The 15,297-nt window shown below is 71.7% G+C and carries 14 protein-coding genes and 1 tRNA gene; 6 read left to right on the top strand and 9 right to left on the bottom strand.

From position 1 onward, the window contains the following. Window positions 1–38: 38 nt before the first annotated feature. Window positions 39–848 (bottom strand): exodeoxyribonuclease III, encoded by an 810-nt coding sequence (locus ACWCP6_RS08040; protein ID WP_450931516.1) that lies wholly within the window; start codon window positions 846–848, stop codon window positions 39–41. Window positions 849–928: 80 nt separating this feature from the next. Between ACWCP6_RS08040 and ACWCP6_RS08035 the strand changes: the two genes are divergently transcribed. Further along, window positions 929–1,411: a GNAT family N-acetyltransferase gene (locus tag ACWCP6_RS08035; RefSeq protein ID WP_450931515.1), complete on the top strand. Its 483-nt coding sequence runs from the start codon at window positions 929–931 to the stop codon at window positions 1,409–1,411. A gap of 107 nt (window positions 1,412–1,518) precedes the next feature. Here ACWCP6_RS08035 and ACWCP6_RS08030 read toward each other — a convergent pair. The 7 genes from ACWCP6_RS08030 to galU all read right to left on the bottom strand — a co-directional run bounded on the left by ACWCP6_RS08030 (window position 1,519) and on the right by galU (window position 7,297). Continuing rightward, window positions 1,519–1,592: transfer RNA gene (locus tag ACWCP6_RS08030), tRNA-Ala, on the bottom strand. Window positions 1,593–1,698: 106 nt separating this feature from the next. Next, a complete protein-coding gene (gene sepX / locus ACWCP6_RS08025; protein WP_450931514.1) occupies window positions 1,699–2,880 on the bottom strand; it encodes a divisome protein SepX/GlpR in 1,182 nt (393 codons plus the stop codon). 214 nt (window positions 2,881–3,094) lie between these two features. Further along, window positions 3,095–3,694: a GNAT family N-acetyltransferase gene (locus ACWCP6_RS08020; RefSeq protein WP_450931513.1), complete on the bottom strand. Its 600-nt coding sequence runs from the start codon at window positions 3,692–3,694 to the stop codon at window positions 3,095–3,097. A gap of 26 nt (window positions 3,695–3,720) precedes the next feature. Then, the gene (locus ACWCP6_RS08015) at window positions 3,721–4,242 is read right to left on the bottom strand and encodes a MogA/MoaB family molybdenum cofactor biosynthesis protein (protein WP_450931512.1); all 522 of its coding nucleotides are present in this window, start codon (window positions 4,240–4,242) and stop codon (window positions 3,721–3,723) included. Then, entirely contained in the window at window positions 4,239–4,781 is a 543-nt protein-coding gene (gene moaC / locus ACWCP6_RS08010) for a cyclic pyranopterin monophosphate synthase MoaC (RefSeq protein WP_450931511.1), read from the bottom strand. Before moaC ends, ACWCP6_RS08015 begins: the two co-directional genes overlap by 4 nt. Before the next feature lie 277 nt (window positions 4,782–5,058). Continuing rightward, entirely contained in the window at window positions 5,059–6,414 is a 1,356-nt protein-coding gene (glp, locus tag ACWCP6_RS08005) for a molybdotransferase-like divisome protein Glp (RefSeq protein WP_450931510.1), read from the bottom strand. Beyond that, complete coding sequence (gene galU / locus ACWCP6_RS08000; RefSeq protein WP_450931509.1) at window positions 6,395–7,297, bottom strand: UTP--glucose-1-phosphate uridylyltransferase GalU; 903 nt, start codon at window positions 7,295–7,297, stop codon at window positions 6,395–6,397. The genes glp and galU overlap by 20 nt, the downstream gene beginning before the upstream one ends. 142 nt (window positions 7,298–7,439) lie before the next feature. Between galU and ACWCP6_RS07995 the strand changes: the two genes are divergently transcribed. Together ACWCP6_RS07995 and ACWCP6_RS07990 are read left to right on the top strand one after the other, a co-directional pair. Further along, window positions 7,440–8,039 (top strand): 5-formyltetrahydrofolate cyclo-ligase, encoded by a 600-nt coding sequence (locus ACWCP6_RS07995; protein ID WP_450931587.1) that lies wholly within the window; start codon window positions 7,440–7,442, stop codon window positions 8,037–8,039. A gap of 51 nt (window positions 8,040–8,090) precedes the next feature. Then, on the top strand, window positions 8,091–8,327 hold the full coding sequence (locus ACWCP6_RS07990; protein WP_450931508.1) for a hypothetical protein: 237 nt from the start codon (window positions 8,091–8,093) through the stop codon (window positions 8,325–8,327). 111 nt (window positions 8,328–8,438) lie between these two features. Here the strand turns inward: ACWCP6_RS07990 and ACWCP6_RS07985 are convergent, their stop codons facing one another. Next, the gene (locus ACWCP6_RS07985; RefSeq protein WP_450931507.1) at window positions 8,439–11,195 is read right to left on the bottom strand and encodes a penicillin acylase family protein; all 2,757 of its coding nucleotides are present in this window, start codon (window positions 11,193–11,195) and stop codon (window positions 8,439–8,441) included. Window positions 11,196–11,460: 265 nt separating this feature from the next. Here ACWCP6_RS07985 and ACWCP6_RS07980 point away from each other — a divergent pair, with 265 nt between their 5' ends. The 3 genes from ACWCP6_RS07980 (at window position 11,461) to ACWCP6_RS07970 (ending at window position 15,218) form a co-directional block, all read left to right on the top strand. Continuing rightward, the gene (locus ACWCP6_RS07980) at window positions 11,461–12,969 is read left to right on the top strand and encodes a potassium/proton antiporter (protein WP_450931586.1); all 1,509 of its coding nucleotides are present in this window, start codon (window positions 11,461–11,463) and stop codon (window positions 12,967–12,969) included. A gap of 598 nt (window positions 12,970–13,567) precedes the next feature. Continuing rightward, window positions 13,568–14,833 carry an MFS transporter gene (locus ACWCP6_RS07975; protein ID WP_450931585.1) on the top strand — a complete coding sequence of 422 codons (1,266 nt, stop codon included), beginning with the start codon at window positions 13,568–13,570 and terminating at the stop codon, window positions 14,831–14,833. A 67-nt stretch (window positions 14,834–14,900) separates the two neighbouring features. Then, window positions 14,901–15,218, top strand: coding sequence for an FmdB family zinc ribbon protein (locus tag ACWCP6_RS07970; protein WP_450931506.1), 318 nt, complete (start codon window positions 14,901–14,903; stop codon window positions 15,216–15,218). Window positions 15,219–15,297: the final 79 nt, after the last annotated feature.

The following is a 15,297-nucleotide window of genomic DNA, read 5'->3' as shown; positions in this document are numbered from 1 at the left end:
CGGACGCCGGGCCGCGGGGCCGCCGGAGGTCCGGGGCCTCACCCCTGGAGGTCGTAGACCACCGTCACCGGCGCATGGTCGGACCACCGCAGGTCGTAGCTGGCGGCCCGCTCCACGAACCCCTTCACCGCGCGACGCGCGAGCCCCGGCGTCGACACCTGGAGGTCGATGCGCCATCCGCTGTCGTTGTCGAAGGCCTTGCCCCGGTACGACCACCACGAGTAGGGCCCTTCGGCATCCGGATGCAGGGCGCGTACGACATCGACGTAGCCGCCGTCGCCCTCGTCGAGTACCCGGCCCAGCCAGGCGCGCTCCTCCGGCAGGAAGCCGGAGTTCTTCTGGTTGCTGCGCCAGTTCTTGAGGTCGGCCTCGCGGTGGGCGATGTTCCAGTCGCCGCACACCAGCACCTCGCGCCCGTCGGCGGCGGCGCGCTCGCGCAGCGCCTTCAGATACGCCAGGAACTCGTCCATGAAGCGGACCTTCTCGTCCTGCCGCTCGGTGCCGACCTCGCCGGACGGCAGATAGAGACTCGCGACCGTGACGCCGGGCAGGTCCACCTCGACGTACCGCCCGCTGCCGTCGAACTCGGCGGAGCCGAATCCGATCTGCATGCGCTCCGGCGCGCGCCGCGTATAGAGGGACACACCCGCACGCCCCTTCGCGGCGGCGGGAACGTGCACGGCATGCCACCCCGCGGGCTCACGGACCGTTTCGGGGAGCTGCGCCGCCTCGGCCCGTACCTCCTGGAGGCAGAGCACATCGGCGGAGGTCCCGGCGAGCCACTCCACGAAACCCTTCTTGGCGGCGGCCCGCAGTCCGTTCACATTGGCGGAGGTCACAGTGAGCATCCGGGCACCCTACCGGCACACTGGCAGGGACCCGTACGACAGCCTGCCCCCGTCGATCGCATAGAAGTACACTGAAGCGCATGAATATACGTCGCGTCCCCTTCGACCATCCCGACGCCGTCAAGCTCAACGACCGCGTCCAGCTCGAGTACGCCGAGCGCTACGAGGACGAGGGCGATGTGACGCCGCTCGACCCCCAGATGTTCGAGCCGCCGCGCGGCCTGTATCTCGTCGTGTACGACACGACGGACACCCCGGTCGCCACCGGAGGCTGGCGCACGCAGAACGAGAACGACGAGGGTTACGCGGACGGCGACGCCGAGCTCAAGCGCATGTACGTCGTCCCGGAGGCCCGCGGCCGGGGTCTGTCGCGGCGCGTGCTCGCCGCTCTTGAGGAGGACGCCCGGGGCGCGGGCCGCACCCGCATGGTCCTGGAGACCGGCGCCAGACAGCCCGAGGCCATCTCCCTCTACGCGTCGAGCGGCTACGAACCCTGCGCCAAGTTCGGCTACTACCGCTTCCACCAGGAGAGCCGCTGCTTCGCCAAGCCGCTGGTGGACTGAGGCGGCCCGCCGCCCGATCCGTGCGGGCCCCTCACGGGGCCACCCGCGGGGCGGCGCCCCGCATGGCAAGAACCCCGCCGGATCATTCCGACGGGGTTCAATTGCAGTGGACCTGAGGGGATTTGAACCCCTGGCCCCCTCGATGCGAACGAGGTGCGCTACCGGACTGCGCCACAGGCCCTTGCAACGAGTGAAACTCTAGCATCCCCACGCGGGTGCTTGGAAATCCGTTCCCGGCGGGCCTCCTCGCTGGTCAGCGAGCGGCCCGGCCGGTCCCGGGCGCGGTCTCACTCGTTGGCCGCGCGGGGACGGTCACCGTCCGCGTACTGGTCGAAGAGAGGGGTGCGGCCCCGCTCGCGGGGGCGGCGCGAGCCCCGGCGGCCGGCGCCCGGCGGCTGATCCGACGCCGGGACCTCCGGGGCCGCGTGGGCCTCCTCCGCCTCGCGCTCCTGGGCCGGCTCCACGGCACTCGACCGCGCCGAGCTCCAGGTGTCCGGCGCGCCCAGGTCGACGCTGCCGCCGGCGCGGGGGGCGACCGGCGCGGTGACGTACGTGGGCAGCGGAACCGGAACCGGGTCCCAGCTGTCGCCGTGCGCGGGGCCGCGCCGGCGCTCGCGCTGCTGGTCCACCCACTCCGCGTGGTCGGTCTGTTCGACGAGCGCGCGGCGGTCGGCGGCGAGGGTGGCGAGGCCGGGGTCGCTCTCCGGCTCGGGTCCCTCCTCCGGTTCGTCGGCGACGGGCGTCTCGGCCGGCGGGCGGCGGCGCGGATGGCTCTCGCGCAGTCGCTTGGCCGCGGCCTCGGCCCGGCGCCGGTCCATGGTGTAGACGAAGCGCCGCCGTTCCTGCGACCGCAGATACGCGATGTACCCGCTCAGCAGCACGGCAGGCAGGGCCGGTGCCCACAGGAACGTGAGGCCCCCGACGGCGGCGACGATCGCGCCGAGCGTGAACGCGAGGAACAGGAGCACCGTGGTCCGCCGACGACGCGCGAGCACCTTGGTACGCCGGGCGCGCGCGGCTGCCTCGGCGGAGGCGGGTCGGGCGGGCCGCCGCCCGGCGGCGAACCGCGGCGCGGGACGGCCCTCGGGACGCGAGGTCTCGGGGGGCGCCTTGGGCTTCGCCTTCGGGCGGCCCTGGTCGGACGCGTCGTCCGCGTCGCGCACGTCGGCCCGCACCTCGACCCGGGTGTGGTCCCGGGCCGGAGGCATGGCGAAGGCCCGGACGTCCACCGAGTCGGTGACGGCGTCCGGGTCGACGCACGGCTCGCCCTCGTCGGTCGAGCGTGCCCTCAGGTCCTTGGCGTACCGGCGCTCCATGGCCGCCCGTCCGGACAGGAGCCGGATGGCGGTGCTGAAGCGCTCCGTCGGACGGGCCTCGTTCAGCTCGTCCTGCCTACGGAGCCACATCGGCACCAGGTAGGCGGCCCAGGCCCCGACAATGACTGCGTAGATGAGGCCGCTGCTGCTCACGCCTCACACGGTAGAGGGGTTTGCGTGAGGCCATCTGCCAATTCGGCCGGTGTGTCGCACGATCTGGCTGATATTCCGAGCTTTTTGTGCGACTGGTGCGATCACCAGGTCGAGCCGGGCCCGAAACAATGCCCTCCGACGATCGGTGGCGACCACTTCTCGCTTTATTTTCGAACATTTATTCGGAAGCGATGGGGATTTGCCGAGCGGCCGCTCATTTCCGCGGCGAGTTCCCGGATCGCGCCTGGTGCCAGCGGTACAGCAGCCCTTCCGGCACTTCCTCGACGGTGAGCGCGAAGACAAGGTGGTCGCGCCAGGCCCCGTCGATGTGCAGATACCGGGGGCGAAGCCCTTCCTCACGGAATCCCAGTTTCTCCACGACGCGGCGGCTGGGCCCGTTCTCGGGGCGAATGCAGACCTCGATCCGGTGCAGGCCCACCGTGCGGAAGCAGTGGTCGACCGCCAGCGCGACGGCCGTCGGCATGACGCCGCGGCCGGCGACGGCCTCGTCCACCCAGTAGCCGACGTGGCCCGAGCACATGGAACCCCAGGTGATCCCCGCGACCGTCAGCTGTCCGACGAGCCGGCCCTGGTACTCGATGACGAACGGCAGCATCCGGCCCGCATGGGCCTCGGCCCGCAGATGCCGGACCATCTGGCGGTAGGTGGGCCGGTGCGCGATGGGCCCGCTCGGCGTGGGCGGCGGAATGGTCGCCTCCCAGGGGCGCAGCCAGTCCCGGTTGCGCCTGTTGACCTCCCGCCACGCCCGCTGGTCGCGCAGCTTTATCGGGCGGAGGGCGACATCGCCGTCCACCAGCTCGACGGGCCAGGATGGGCTGTTCAGCTCGGGCTCCCGCTGGGTCTCGGATGGTCACCGCCGCGCAGCTGGTCCACGGCATGGATCAACAGCGGCTCCAGCACGGAGATTCCGTCGCGCACTCCGCCGGTGGAACCCGGCAGGTTCACGATCAGCGTGCGCCCGGCGACCCCGGCGACGCCCCGGGACAGCGCCGCCGTCGGTACCTTCACCCCTCCGAACGCCCGGATCGCCTCCGGAATGCCCGGCACCTCGTGGTCGATGACGCGGCGGGTGGCCTCGGGGGTGCGATCGGTGGGCGAGATGCCCGTGCCGCCCGTGGTCAGGATGACGTCGTAGCCGGCCGTCGCGCCCTCGCGCAGGGCCTGCTCGACGGGGTAGCCGTCGGGGACGACCTGCGGTCCGTCGACCTCGAACCCCATACCGCGCAGCCCCTCGACGAGGACCGGGCCGCCCTTGTCCTCGTACACCCCGGCCGACGCGCGGTTGGACGCGGTGACGACGAGGGCGCGGTAGGGCTTCGGGGTGCCCGCGGCGGCGTTCACGCCGCGCCCCCTGAGCGGAACCAGTCGCCGGACTTCCCGCCCGACTTCTCCTCCACCCGTACGTCGGTGATGACGGCGGCCTTGTCGACGGCCTTCACCATGTCGATCACGGTCAGCGCGGCCACGGAGACCGCGGTCAGGGCCTCCATCTCGACACCGGTGCGGTCGGTGGTCCTCACGGTGGCCGTGATCTCGACGGCGTCGTCCGCGACCGCGAGGTCGACCTTGACGCCGGAGACCGCCAGCGGGTGGCAGAGCGGGATCAGCTCGGGGGTGCGCTTGGCGCCCATGATGCCCGCGATACGGGCCGTGGCCAGGGCATCGCCCTTGGGGACCCCTTCGCCGCGCAGCAGCTCGACCACGCGCGGCGAGACGAGGACGCGGCCGCTGGCGCGTGCGGTGCGGGCGGTGACGTCCTTCTCCGACACGTCGACCATGCGCGCGGCGCCCGCCTCGTCGATGTGTGTGAGCCGCCCCTGCTGGTGCTGCTCGCCCTGCTCGGAGGGTCCGGGGGTCTCCCCCCGGGAAATCGCGGTCATGTGGTGTGGCGCTCCCGGTCCGGGCCCACCGCGGTGCGGCGCGGAGGCCTGTGGTGTGCGACACGGTACCGCGCGCGGGCGCACCGCGACCGCGCGGGCGGCGCCTGCACGCCCGGCGGGCCACCGGAACCTCCGGCGGGTGTCCCCCGGGAGGACCACGGAAGTGCCCGCGGGCCCCGGCCCGGCGGGAGCCGGAAGCCACTGGGGGACCGGCCCGGCGGAGAACCGGAACCCCCGCGGGACCGGCCCGGCAGGGCTTCACAGCCCTGGGCCGGGCTCAGCCCAGCAGGACCACCTCGACCTCCGTGCCGGGCTCGACGGACGTGTCGTCCTCGGGGACGACGATCAGCGCGTCGGCGTGGGCGAGCGCGGCGATCAGATGCGAACCGCTGCCGCCGACCGGCGTCACGGTGCCCGCCTCGGCGTCGTACCGCCCCCGCAGGAACTGCCGCTTGCCCGCGGGCGAGCCGAGCGCCTTGTCGGAGCTCAGGGTGGCCCGGGCGGTCGGCCGGTGGACGTCCGGGAGCCCCATGAGCGTGCGGATCGCGGGGCGTACGAAGAGCTCGAAGGAGACGTACGACGACACCGGGTTGCCCGGCAGGGCGAGCAGGGGGGTGTGGTCGGGTCCGATCGTGCCGAAGCCCTGCGGCTTGCCGGGCTGCATGGCGAGCTTGCGGAATTCGATGCCGCTGCCCGCCTCGTCCTCCTCGGCGACGTGCGACAGGGCCTCCTTGACGACGTCGTACGCACCGACGCTGACGCCGCCCGTGGTGACCATCAGGTCGGCGCGGACCAACTGGTCCTCGACGGTGGCGCGCAGGGTGTCGGCGTCGTCGGCCACGGCCCCGACGCGGTAGGCGATCGCGCCGGCGTCACGGGCGGCCGCGGTGAGGGCGAAGCTGTTGGAGTCGTAGATCTGGCCGTTGCGCAGGGGCTCGCCGGGCTGGACGAGTTCGCTGCCGGTGGACACGACCACCACGCGCGGGCGCGGGCGCACCCGGACGGTGCCGCGGCCGATCGCCGCGAGCAACGCGATCTGCGAGGGGCCGAGGACCGTGCCGGCTTCCAGCGCGCGATCGCCCGCGCGGACGTCGCTGCCCAGCGCGCGCACATGCGCGCCGGGCTCCGCCGGGCGGTGCACCTGCACCTGGCCGGACGCCCCGTCGGGCGCCGCGCTGTGGGCGCGCATGCCGGAGACGGGGCCGGCGCCGAGCCCGCCGTCGGTCCACTCGACGGGGACGACGGCCTCGGCCCCGGGCGGCAGCGGCGCCCCGGTCATGATCCGGGCGGCCTCGCCGGGACCGACGGCCGGCTGTTCGCCCTGGCCCGCCGCCACGTCGCCGACGACGGTCAGCACGGCCGGGAACTCCTCGCTCGCGCCCGCGACATCGGTGGCCCGGACCGCGTATCCGTCCATCGAGCTGTTGTCGAACGGCGGCAGCGAGACGGGCACCGTGACGTCCTCGACGAGCACGCAGCCCTGGGCGTCGAGGAGTTGGAGCTCGATGGGCTCCAGCGGGCGAACGGTCCCGAGGATGTCCTCCAGATGCTCGGTCACCGACCAGAGGTCCGGGTCGTGACCGGCAGCGGGCGGTGTGGAACTGCTCAAAGGCCTACATCTCCTCGGTGACATACCTGCGAAGCCAGGTCCGGAACTCCGGTCCCAGATCTTCACGTTCGCACGCGAGTCTGACAATGGCACGCAGATAGTCGCCGCGGTCGCCGGTGTCGTAGCGCCGTCCCTTGAACACCACGCCGTGCACCGGGCCGCCCACCTTCTCGTCGGCGGCCAGCTGCTGGAGGGCGTCGGTGAGCTGGATCTCGCCGCCGCGGCCGGGCTCGGTCTTGCGCAGTATGTCGAAGATGTGCGGGTCGAGGACGTACCGGCCGATGATCGCGAAGTTGCTGGGCGCGTCGGCCGGGTCGGGCTTCTCGACCAGGCCGGTGACCTTCACGAGGTCGCCCTCGTCGGTCGCCTCGACGGCCGCGCAGCCGTAGAGGTGGATCTGCTCGGGCTCCACCTCCATGAGCGCGACGACGCTGCCGCCGCGCTGCTCCTGCACCTCGACCATGCGCGCGAGCAGGGGGTCACGGGGGTCGATCAGGTCGTCGCCGAGGAGGACGGCGAAGGGCTCGTGGCCTACGTGCGGGGCGGCGCACAGGACGGCGTGACCGAGTCCTCTGGGGTCGCCCTGGCGCACGTAGTGGATCTGCGCGAGGTCGCTCGACTCCTGGACCTTGGCGAGCCGGCCGGCGTCGCCCTTCTTCTGCAGGGCCGACTCCAGCTCGTAGTTGCGGTCGAAGTGGTCCTCGAGGGGGCGCTTGTTGCGACCCGTGACCATGAGGACGTCGTCGAGGCCCGCGGACACGGCCTCCTCGACCACATACTGGATCGCCGGCTTGTCGACGACCGGCAGCATCTCCTTGGGAGTGGCCTTGGTGGCCGGCAGGAACCGGGTACCGAGACCTGCTGCGGGAATGACAGCCTTGCTGATCCTGGGGTGCGACTCAGTCATGCCCGCCACCATATCCGGTGAGAATGTACGGAATCTGTGACTCCAGATAATTGGCACCTGTATGACACCTGTGCGCCGTTTGAGAGGGGTTTGTGAGCACACCATGCGTCACGCCGAGGGTGAGCCCGAGTCTGACAAGCGAATGTTGCGGCGGGAGTTCCTGACGGTGAGGGGCCGGTTGACGGCGGATGACGTCAGGGAAACCGCGCAGGTCCTGGCCGTGCGCGCCCTGGAGCTGCCGGAGCTCGCCGGGGCGCGGACGGTCGCCGCGTACGTCTCCGTGGGGACCGAGCCGGGCACCCTCGCGCTGCTCGACGCCCTCCACGCGCGCGGGGTGCGCGTCCTGCTGCCGGTGCTGCTGCCCGACAACGACCTGGACTGGGGCGCGTACGCCGGAGCGGGTGGCCTGGAAGAGATCCACCATGCCGGGAAGATGGCCCTCCTGGAACCGCGCGGCGAGCGGCTCGGCCCCGACGCCGTCGTGGCGGCGGACGCCGTGCTGCTGCCCGGGCTCGCCGTCGACGCGCGCGGGATGCGCCTGGGCCGCGGCGGCGGCTCCTACGACCGCGTACTGGCCCGCCTGGAGCGCGCCGGCGCGGACCCCGCCCTGGTGGTGCTGCTGTACGACGCGGAGATCGTGGAACGGGTCCCCGAGGAGCCCCACGACCGGCCCGTCCACGCGGTCGTCACGCCGTCGGGAGTGCGGCGCTTTCCGCGGACCGGCGGTCCCACGTCCGGATGAGGCCGCGCCCTCGCGCGTACCCCCGGCGGCCCGCGCGGGGTTGGCCCATGCATGACCAAGAGAATCAGCACCCTGGCCCTGTCGTCGGCCGCCGTCCTGGGCGCCCTCGTCGGCGCCGCGGCACCCGCACTCGCCGACGGCGGGACCGGCACGGGGCCCGTCAGGACCGACCTGGTGTCGACGGCCGTCCGGGGCGGTGTGCACTCGGTGGAGGACTGCGGCAGGAGCGTGGCCGCCCGGCCGGAGAAGCTGCTGGGGAACTGCTCGCAGGGGGCGCTCGCGCCGTGAGCGCCCCCTGCGGCGGGCGGCCCCGTGCCACATGAAGAACGGCCTCCCGCGCGTGGGAGGCCGTTCTTCATGTGCCGGACGTCGCGGCCTTCGGCGTGCGCCGGCCGGGCGTCACGGCTTCAGGACCAGCGTGTCCTGGGTGCCGGCGCCGACCGCCTTCGCGGAGTAGTCCCAGGGGAGCAGCTCGCCCTTGGTCCACTTGTCGGTCTGGTCGGTGTAGTGCGCGCTGTAGGCGTGGCCCGACGCACCGGTGAGGTTGATCCACCTGGACTTGTCGAGGTCCTTGAGGTTCACCACCATGCGCATCGACGGCACCCAGATCACGCTGTAGCCGCCGGCCGCGTTCCAGCCGGTCGCGTCGACCGCGGCCTCGCCGCCGCCGAGCTTCCACGGGCCGCGGTTGAGCACGAACTTCAGGGCGCCGGGACCCTCGGTGCCGAGGGTCTGGTTCTTCAGCTCCAGCTGGTGCAGCCGGCCCCAGCTCCAGGTGTCGACGTCCTTGCCGAGCTTGGCCGTCAGGTCCCAGCGGGCGTCCTCCATGGCCCGCTTGAAGAGCTGGTCCCGGGTCGTGGTCGCCTTGTCGCGGCGGGTCGCCGGAGCCTTCCACCAGTCGTTGTGCTCGTCGTCGATGATCCTGCGGACCACCTCGAACCAGCGGTCACCGCCGTCCGGCTGCGCCGTGTCCGTGTCCCGCTCGCCGCACTCGCGCACCTTGCGGTCCTCGTCGACCGGACCGGTGTTGTCCGCCGGCTCGACCCACAGGCACTGCCCGTCGACGCGCAGCTCCTTCGGGAGCTTGTTGCCGAAGGAGAGCTTGAGGATGTTGCGCCAGACCGAGTTGAAGTACGCGGCCGCGGCCGAGTCCGGGTCCTGGGTGTAGTTCCAACCCTCCAGGAGCTCCTGCGCCTGGCGGACGTACTTGTCGGAGACGTCGATCTTGAGCAGCTTGGGCACCAGCAGCTTGGCGATCTCGCTGCTGTTGTCCGTCTGCATCTGGCGCATGTCCTCGGTGGAGATCTTGCCGTCGCCCTTGATCTTCGTCTCGATCAGATCGGCGATCCGCTGGCTGCGCGAGCCGTAGCCCCAGTCCGAGGTGAGCGTGTACGGGTACTTCTTCGGGTCGACGACCGCCTGGTTGGCGGTCACGATGTACCCGCGCTTCGGGTTGAACTCGTAGGGCAGCGCGCCCTGCGGGATGTAGCCGGTCCAGCGGTAGTGCGGGTCCCAGCCCGGGGCGGGCAGCGAGCCGTCGTTGCCGTCGGCGCGGGTCGGGATCCGCCCGGGCGCCTGGTAGCCGATGTTGCCCTGGGTGTCGGCGTAGATCAGGTTCTGCGAGGGCACCTCGAAGGACGCCGCCGCCTTGCGGAACTGCCCCCAGTCCGACGCCCGGTCCAGCTCGAAGACCGCGTCCATCGACTTGCCCGGGTTCAGCGCCGTCCAGCGCAGCGCGACACCGTAGCCGTCGCCGCGGTCGGGTGCGCCGGTGTCGACGGTGGCCTTCTTGCCGACCTTGACGAGCTCGTCGCTGCGGTCGGAGAGCAGGGGACCGTTGTTGGTCTCCCGGACGACGATCTTCTTCTGGCCGCCCCCGGCGATCTTGATCGTCTCGGTGCGCGTCCTGAACGGCAGCACCTTGCCGTCGTACTCGTAGCCGTCGCCGGCGAACTTCTCCAGATACAGGTCCGAGACGTCGGCGCCGAGGTTCGTCATGCCCCAGGCGATGTTCTGGTTGTGGCCGATGACCACGCCGGGCATGCCGGCGAAGGTGTAGCCGGAGACGTCGTAGCCGCAGGTGCTGGAGATCGACCGGCAGTGCAGGCCCATCTGGTACCAGACGGACGGCAGCTGCGGCGCCAGGTGCGGGTCGTTGGCGAGCAGCGGCTTGCCCGTGATGGTGTGCGCGCCGGAGACCACCCAGGAGTTCGACCCGATGCCGTTGCCGTTCGGGCCGACGGACGCGGGGACGGTCTCCAGGGCGGCGGAGAGCTTGGACAGCTGCGTGGAGGTGCCCTGCGGCGCCGTGCTGCCGCCGGCCAGCGACGGGCCCGCGCTGCCGCCCTGGGACTGGCTGTGGGCGGCCTTCGGGTCGTACTTCTTGGTGGCCGGGTCGTAGGAGCCGTCGGTGACGATCGGCTGGTGCAGGGCGTAGGGGTACTCGGGGTACAGGTCCTTGATCTGGGACGGGCCGAGGCGGCTCGTCATCAGGGAGCGGTCGATCTCCTCCTGCATGTTCCCGCGCAGGTCCCAGGCCATCGCCTTGAGCCAGGCAACCGAGTCGACCGGGGTCCACTTCTCGGGCTTGTAGTCGTTGGTGAAGCCCAGGGCGGCGTACTCCAGGGAGATGTCCTTGCCGTCCTTGCCGCCGAGGTAGGCGTTGACCCCCCTGGCGTACGCCTGGAGGTACTTCTTCGTCTCGGGCGAGAGCTTGGAGTCGTACTCCTGCTGCGCCACCCGGTGCCAGCCGAGGGTGCGCAGGAATTCATCGGTCTTGACCTGGCTCTTGCCGAACATCTCGGAGAGCCGCCCGGAGGTCGTATGACGGCGTACGTCCATCTCCCAGAAGCGGTCCTGCGCCTGCACGAAGCCCTGGGCCATGAACAGGTCCGCGTCGGACGAGGCGTAGATCTGCGGAATGCCGTAGGCGTCCCGCTTCACGTCGACGGGACCGGAGAGCCCCTTGAGCGTGATCGAGCCCGTGGTCTGCGGGAGGGAGGCGCGCACGGTGCTGACGCCCCAGTACGCGCCGAATCCGACGCCTCCGACGAGGGCCAGAGCCAGGACGATCACGAGCAGTCGGGCTCGGCGCCCCTTCTTCCGGCTGGACTTGCCGGTGGTCTCCTCGGAGGAGGCGGTGGTATTCGCGGGCATCGCTGTCCTTGCTGTCCTTCGCGAGCGGCAGGGGCTGTCGGGCTGTCTGTGCGGTCACGGGAGCGCTGGAGCAACCATAGGCGCAGGGCCTGTGCGACCTGGACGCGGAGTCAGGAAGCCGGCCGCACGAGCATCGGGACACGTCAAGAAATCGTCAACGATTAGGTAAGGTAACGAAGTACCTCGCGTGCCTGCAGAGGCGTGGCGACGGCCCCGTTGCAGAGGGCCGCACGCCCCGGCGTCCCGTGCAGAAAGGATTCAGCCCCTGACCGTCCACCACCTCGACAAGCTCCTGCTCGTCTGCTCCCTCGTCCTCCTCGTCGCGGTGGCGGCGGTGCGGATCTCCTCCCGCAGCGGGCTCCCCAGCCTGCTCATCTACCTCGGCATCGGCGTGGCCATGGGCCAGGACGGGGTGGGCCACATCTCGTTCAACAACGCCGAGTTGACCCAGGTCATCGGGTATGCCGCACTTGTCGTGATCCTGGCCGAAGGTGGCCTGGGCACCAAGTGGAAACTGATCCGGCCGGCCATCCCGGCAGCGGCGGCGCTGGCGCTCGTCGGCGTCGCGGTGAGCGTCGGGGTCACGGCAGCGGGCGCGCACTATCTGGTGGGCCTGGAGTGGCGGCAGTCGCTGATCATCGGCGCGGTGGTGTCGTCGACGGATGCGGCGGCGGTGTTCTCCGTGCTGCGCAGGGTGCCCCTGCCCGCGCGCGTGACGGGTGTCCTGGAGGCGGAGTCGGGCTTCAACGACGCCCCGGTCGTCATCCTCGTCGTGGCCTTCTCCACGGCCGGCCCGGTCGAGCACTGGTACGTCCTGATCGGCGAGATAGCCCTCGAACTGGCCATCGGCGCGGCGATCGGACTCGCGGTCGGCTTCCTCGGCGCCTTCGGCCTGCGCCATGTGGCGCTGCCCGCGTCCGGCCTCTACCCGATCGCCGTCATGGCCATCGCGGTCTCCGCGTACGCGGCCGGGGCCCTGGCCCACGGCAGCGGCTTCCTCGCCGTGTACCTGGCATCGCTGGTGCTGGGCAACGCCAGGCTGCCGCACTCCCCCGCGACCCGCGGCTTCGCCGAGGGCGTCGGCTGGATCGCGCAGATCGGCATGTTCGTCCTGCTCGGCCTGCTCGTCACCCCGCACGACCTGGTCGACGACGCCCTCCCCGCACTCCTCATCGGCCTGATCCTCACGGTGGTGGCACGGCCCCTGTCCGTCGTGCTCAGCCTGGTGCCGTTCCGCATCCCCTGGGCCGAGAAGGCCCTGATGTCCTGGGCCGGGCTGCGCGGCGCCGTGCCCATCATCCTGGCCACCATCCCGATGGTGAACGGCGTCGCGGACAGCCGCCGGATCTTCAACATCGTCTTCGTGCTGGTGGTCGTCTACACGCTCGTCCAGGGGCCGACACTGCCCTGGCTGGCCCGTGCACTGCGCCTGGGCGACGAGGCGGAGGCCGCCGACCTGGGCATCGAGTCGGCGCCCCTGGAGCGGCTGCGCGGCCATCTGCTGTCCGTGACCATCCCCGAGGGCTCCCGGATGCACGGCGTCGAGGTCAACGAACTGCGCCTGCCCGCCGGGGCAGCGGTCACCCTCGTCGTGCGCGAGAGCAAGTCCTTCGTGCCCCTGCCGACGACGGTGCTGCGACGCGGCGACGAACTGCTCGTCGTGACGACGGACCCCGTGCGGGACGCCGCGGAGGCGCGGCTGCGCGCCGTGGGCCAGGGCGGCAAGCTGGCCGGTTGGCTGGGCGGCGGCGTGGGGGGCGCGGGGCGGGGGTGAAGCCTCCGGCGGGGGACCGTACGCCCCGGGAGGGGGTGCGGGACTTGCCGCCGGGGGCGCGTCCGACGGCTCCGCCGGGTCCCGGAGCGCGACGACGGCCCGCCGGCGCGCTTTTCCGAATTGCAGGTGAACGATCCGCACGGTGCCGGACTTCACAGGGTCTACGCGAGTAGCTTCCTATAGAATCAAGCCGCACTGCTAGACCAACTCTGCCTGACGCAGAGCTGGCGCGACCGCACGGCGGCCGCGGCCCCCACCCGCTGGGCCCCGGTATCTACCGCGTTCTGCGCGAGTGGACAGCTCTCGGCGGCCCTGACCGGGCGCGCTACCAGGTGGCAGAAAGGCAAGGGCCGTGGGATCCACGGTCACCTCCCCCGCTTCGGCGACCCCTGCGGCGGCTTCGGCGCATTCAGCGACCTCGGCGATTTCGACGGCTCCGGCGATTCCGGCGGCTGCGGACACGGCCTCGGCCATCGCCGCGACGGCCACCACCACCGCCTCGACGGGCTCGCCCACCGCCGCTCCGTCCTCGACGACGGCAGCGGCGTCCCCGACCACGACAGCGACGACGCCTGCCGCGGCCTCTGCGAAGAAGGACGTGAAGGACTCCGCCCGCCCCGGCTACGGGCAGCTGCTGCGCACCCGTGGCGCCTGGACGTTCCTGCTCCCAGGCTTCGCGGCGCGCCAGCCGTTCGCGATGCTCACGATCTCCATCGTGCTGCTGGTGCAGCACACCACCGGGTCCTACGGCTCCGCCGGCGCCGTGTCCGCCGTCACCGGCGTCTCCATGGCGCTGTTCGCGCCCTTCAGCGGCAAGCTCGCGGACCGCCACGGCCAGCGCGCCGTGCTGCTGCCGGGCGTGCTGGTGCACACATCCGCCGCCCTCGTACTGACCGCGCTCGCGCTGTCGCACGCCCCCCTGTGGGCACTGTTCGCCGCGGCCGTCCCGACCGGTGCGTCGGTGCCGCAGATCGGCCCCATGGTGCGCGCCCGCTGGGGCGTGAAGCTGCAGGGCACGCCCCTGATGACGACGGCCGCCGCCTTCGAGTCGGTCACGGACGAGCTGACCTTCGTCCTGGGCCCGCTCCTCGCGACGGCCCTGTGCACCGCCGTGGACCCTGCGGCCGGTCTGGTCACGGAGGCCGGACTGACCCTGGTCGGCGGCCTGCTGTTCGCCGCGCAGAAGAGCACACAGCCCTCCGTGGCATGGTCCGCCGGCGAAGCGCGGACGCAGGTGGAGCACGTCTCCGCGCTGCGGATCCCCGGGGTGCGCGTCCTGATCGTGACGTTCCTGGGCATCGGATCCGTCTTCGGCGGCATGCAGGTCTCGCTCGCCGCGTTCACCGAGTCGATCGGCGATCCCGGCATGAACGGCGTCCTGTACGGCGTCTTCGCCGCGGGCAACATGCTCTCCGGCATCGTCTGCGGCGCGATCGCCTGGAAGGTCGCCCCGCAGCAGCGCCTCGTCGTCGGCTACACGGCCCTGACCCTGGCCGCCTCCGGGCTGTGGCTCGCGCACTCAGCCCTGGTCCTGGCCGGCCTCGGCCTGCTGGTCGGCATGTGCATCGCCCCGGCCCTGATCACCGGCTACACGCTGGTCGAGCGTCTGGTGCCGGCGACCGCCCGTACCGAGGCCTTCACCTGGCTGACCGGGGCCGTCGCACTCGGCCAGGCAGCGGCCGTCACGGTCGCGGGACAGCTGGAGGACCGCCTGTGGACCGGCGCCGGATTCCTGGTGCCGCTGGGCGGTACGGCGCTGGCTCTGGCCACCGTGGTGGCGCTGCGTGACCGACTCGCCCCCCGTTCCCCCGGCCGGACCGTCGCGCGTGGCGTCGGTCACCGCGAGCCTGTGACGGTGGACTGATCCTTCGGAATACGTCACTATGGACCGTCGTTAGCACTCAATGAGTGAGAGTGCCAGGAGGAAGCAAGTGCCGACCTATCAGTACCAGTGCACCGAGTGTGGCGAGGGCCTCGAGGCGGTGCAGAAGTTCACCGACGACGCGCTCACCGAGTGCCCGAACTGCGGTGGTCGCCTGAAGAAGGTGTTCTCCGCGGTCGGCATCGTCTTCAAGGGCTCCGGCTTCTACCGCAACGACAGCCGCGGCTCCTCGTCGAGCAGCAGCCCGGCGTCGTCGAAGCCCGCATCGTCGGACGCGAAGTCCTCCTCGTCGGACTCGAAGTCCTCGACGTCGGACGCGAAGTCCTCGTCGTCGACGTCCTCGGCCGGCTCCTCCTCCGCCGCCTAAGGCGTCCACAGCCTCTTACGAGACCCTGTCGTTCCGACGGCGGGGTCTCGGGCGTATCCGGAGCCCGGCTACTGTGCTG

It is taken from the genome of Streptomyces sp. NPDC002004 (assembly GCF_053593975.1).
The sequence above is the reverse complement of the archived record's forward strand: the minus strand, read 5'-3'. Positions and strand labels throughout refer to the sequence as shown.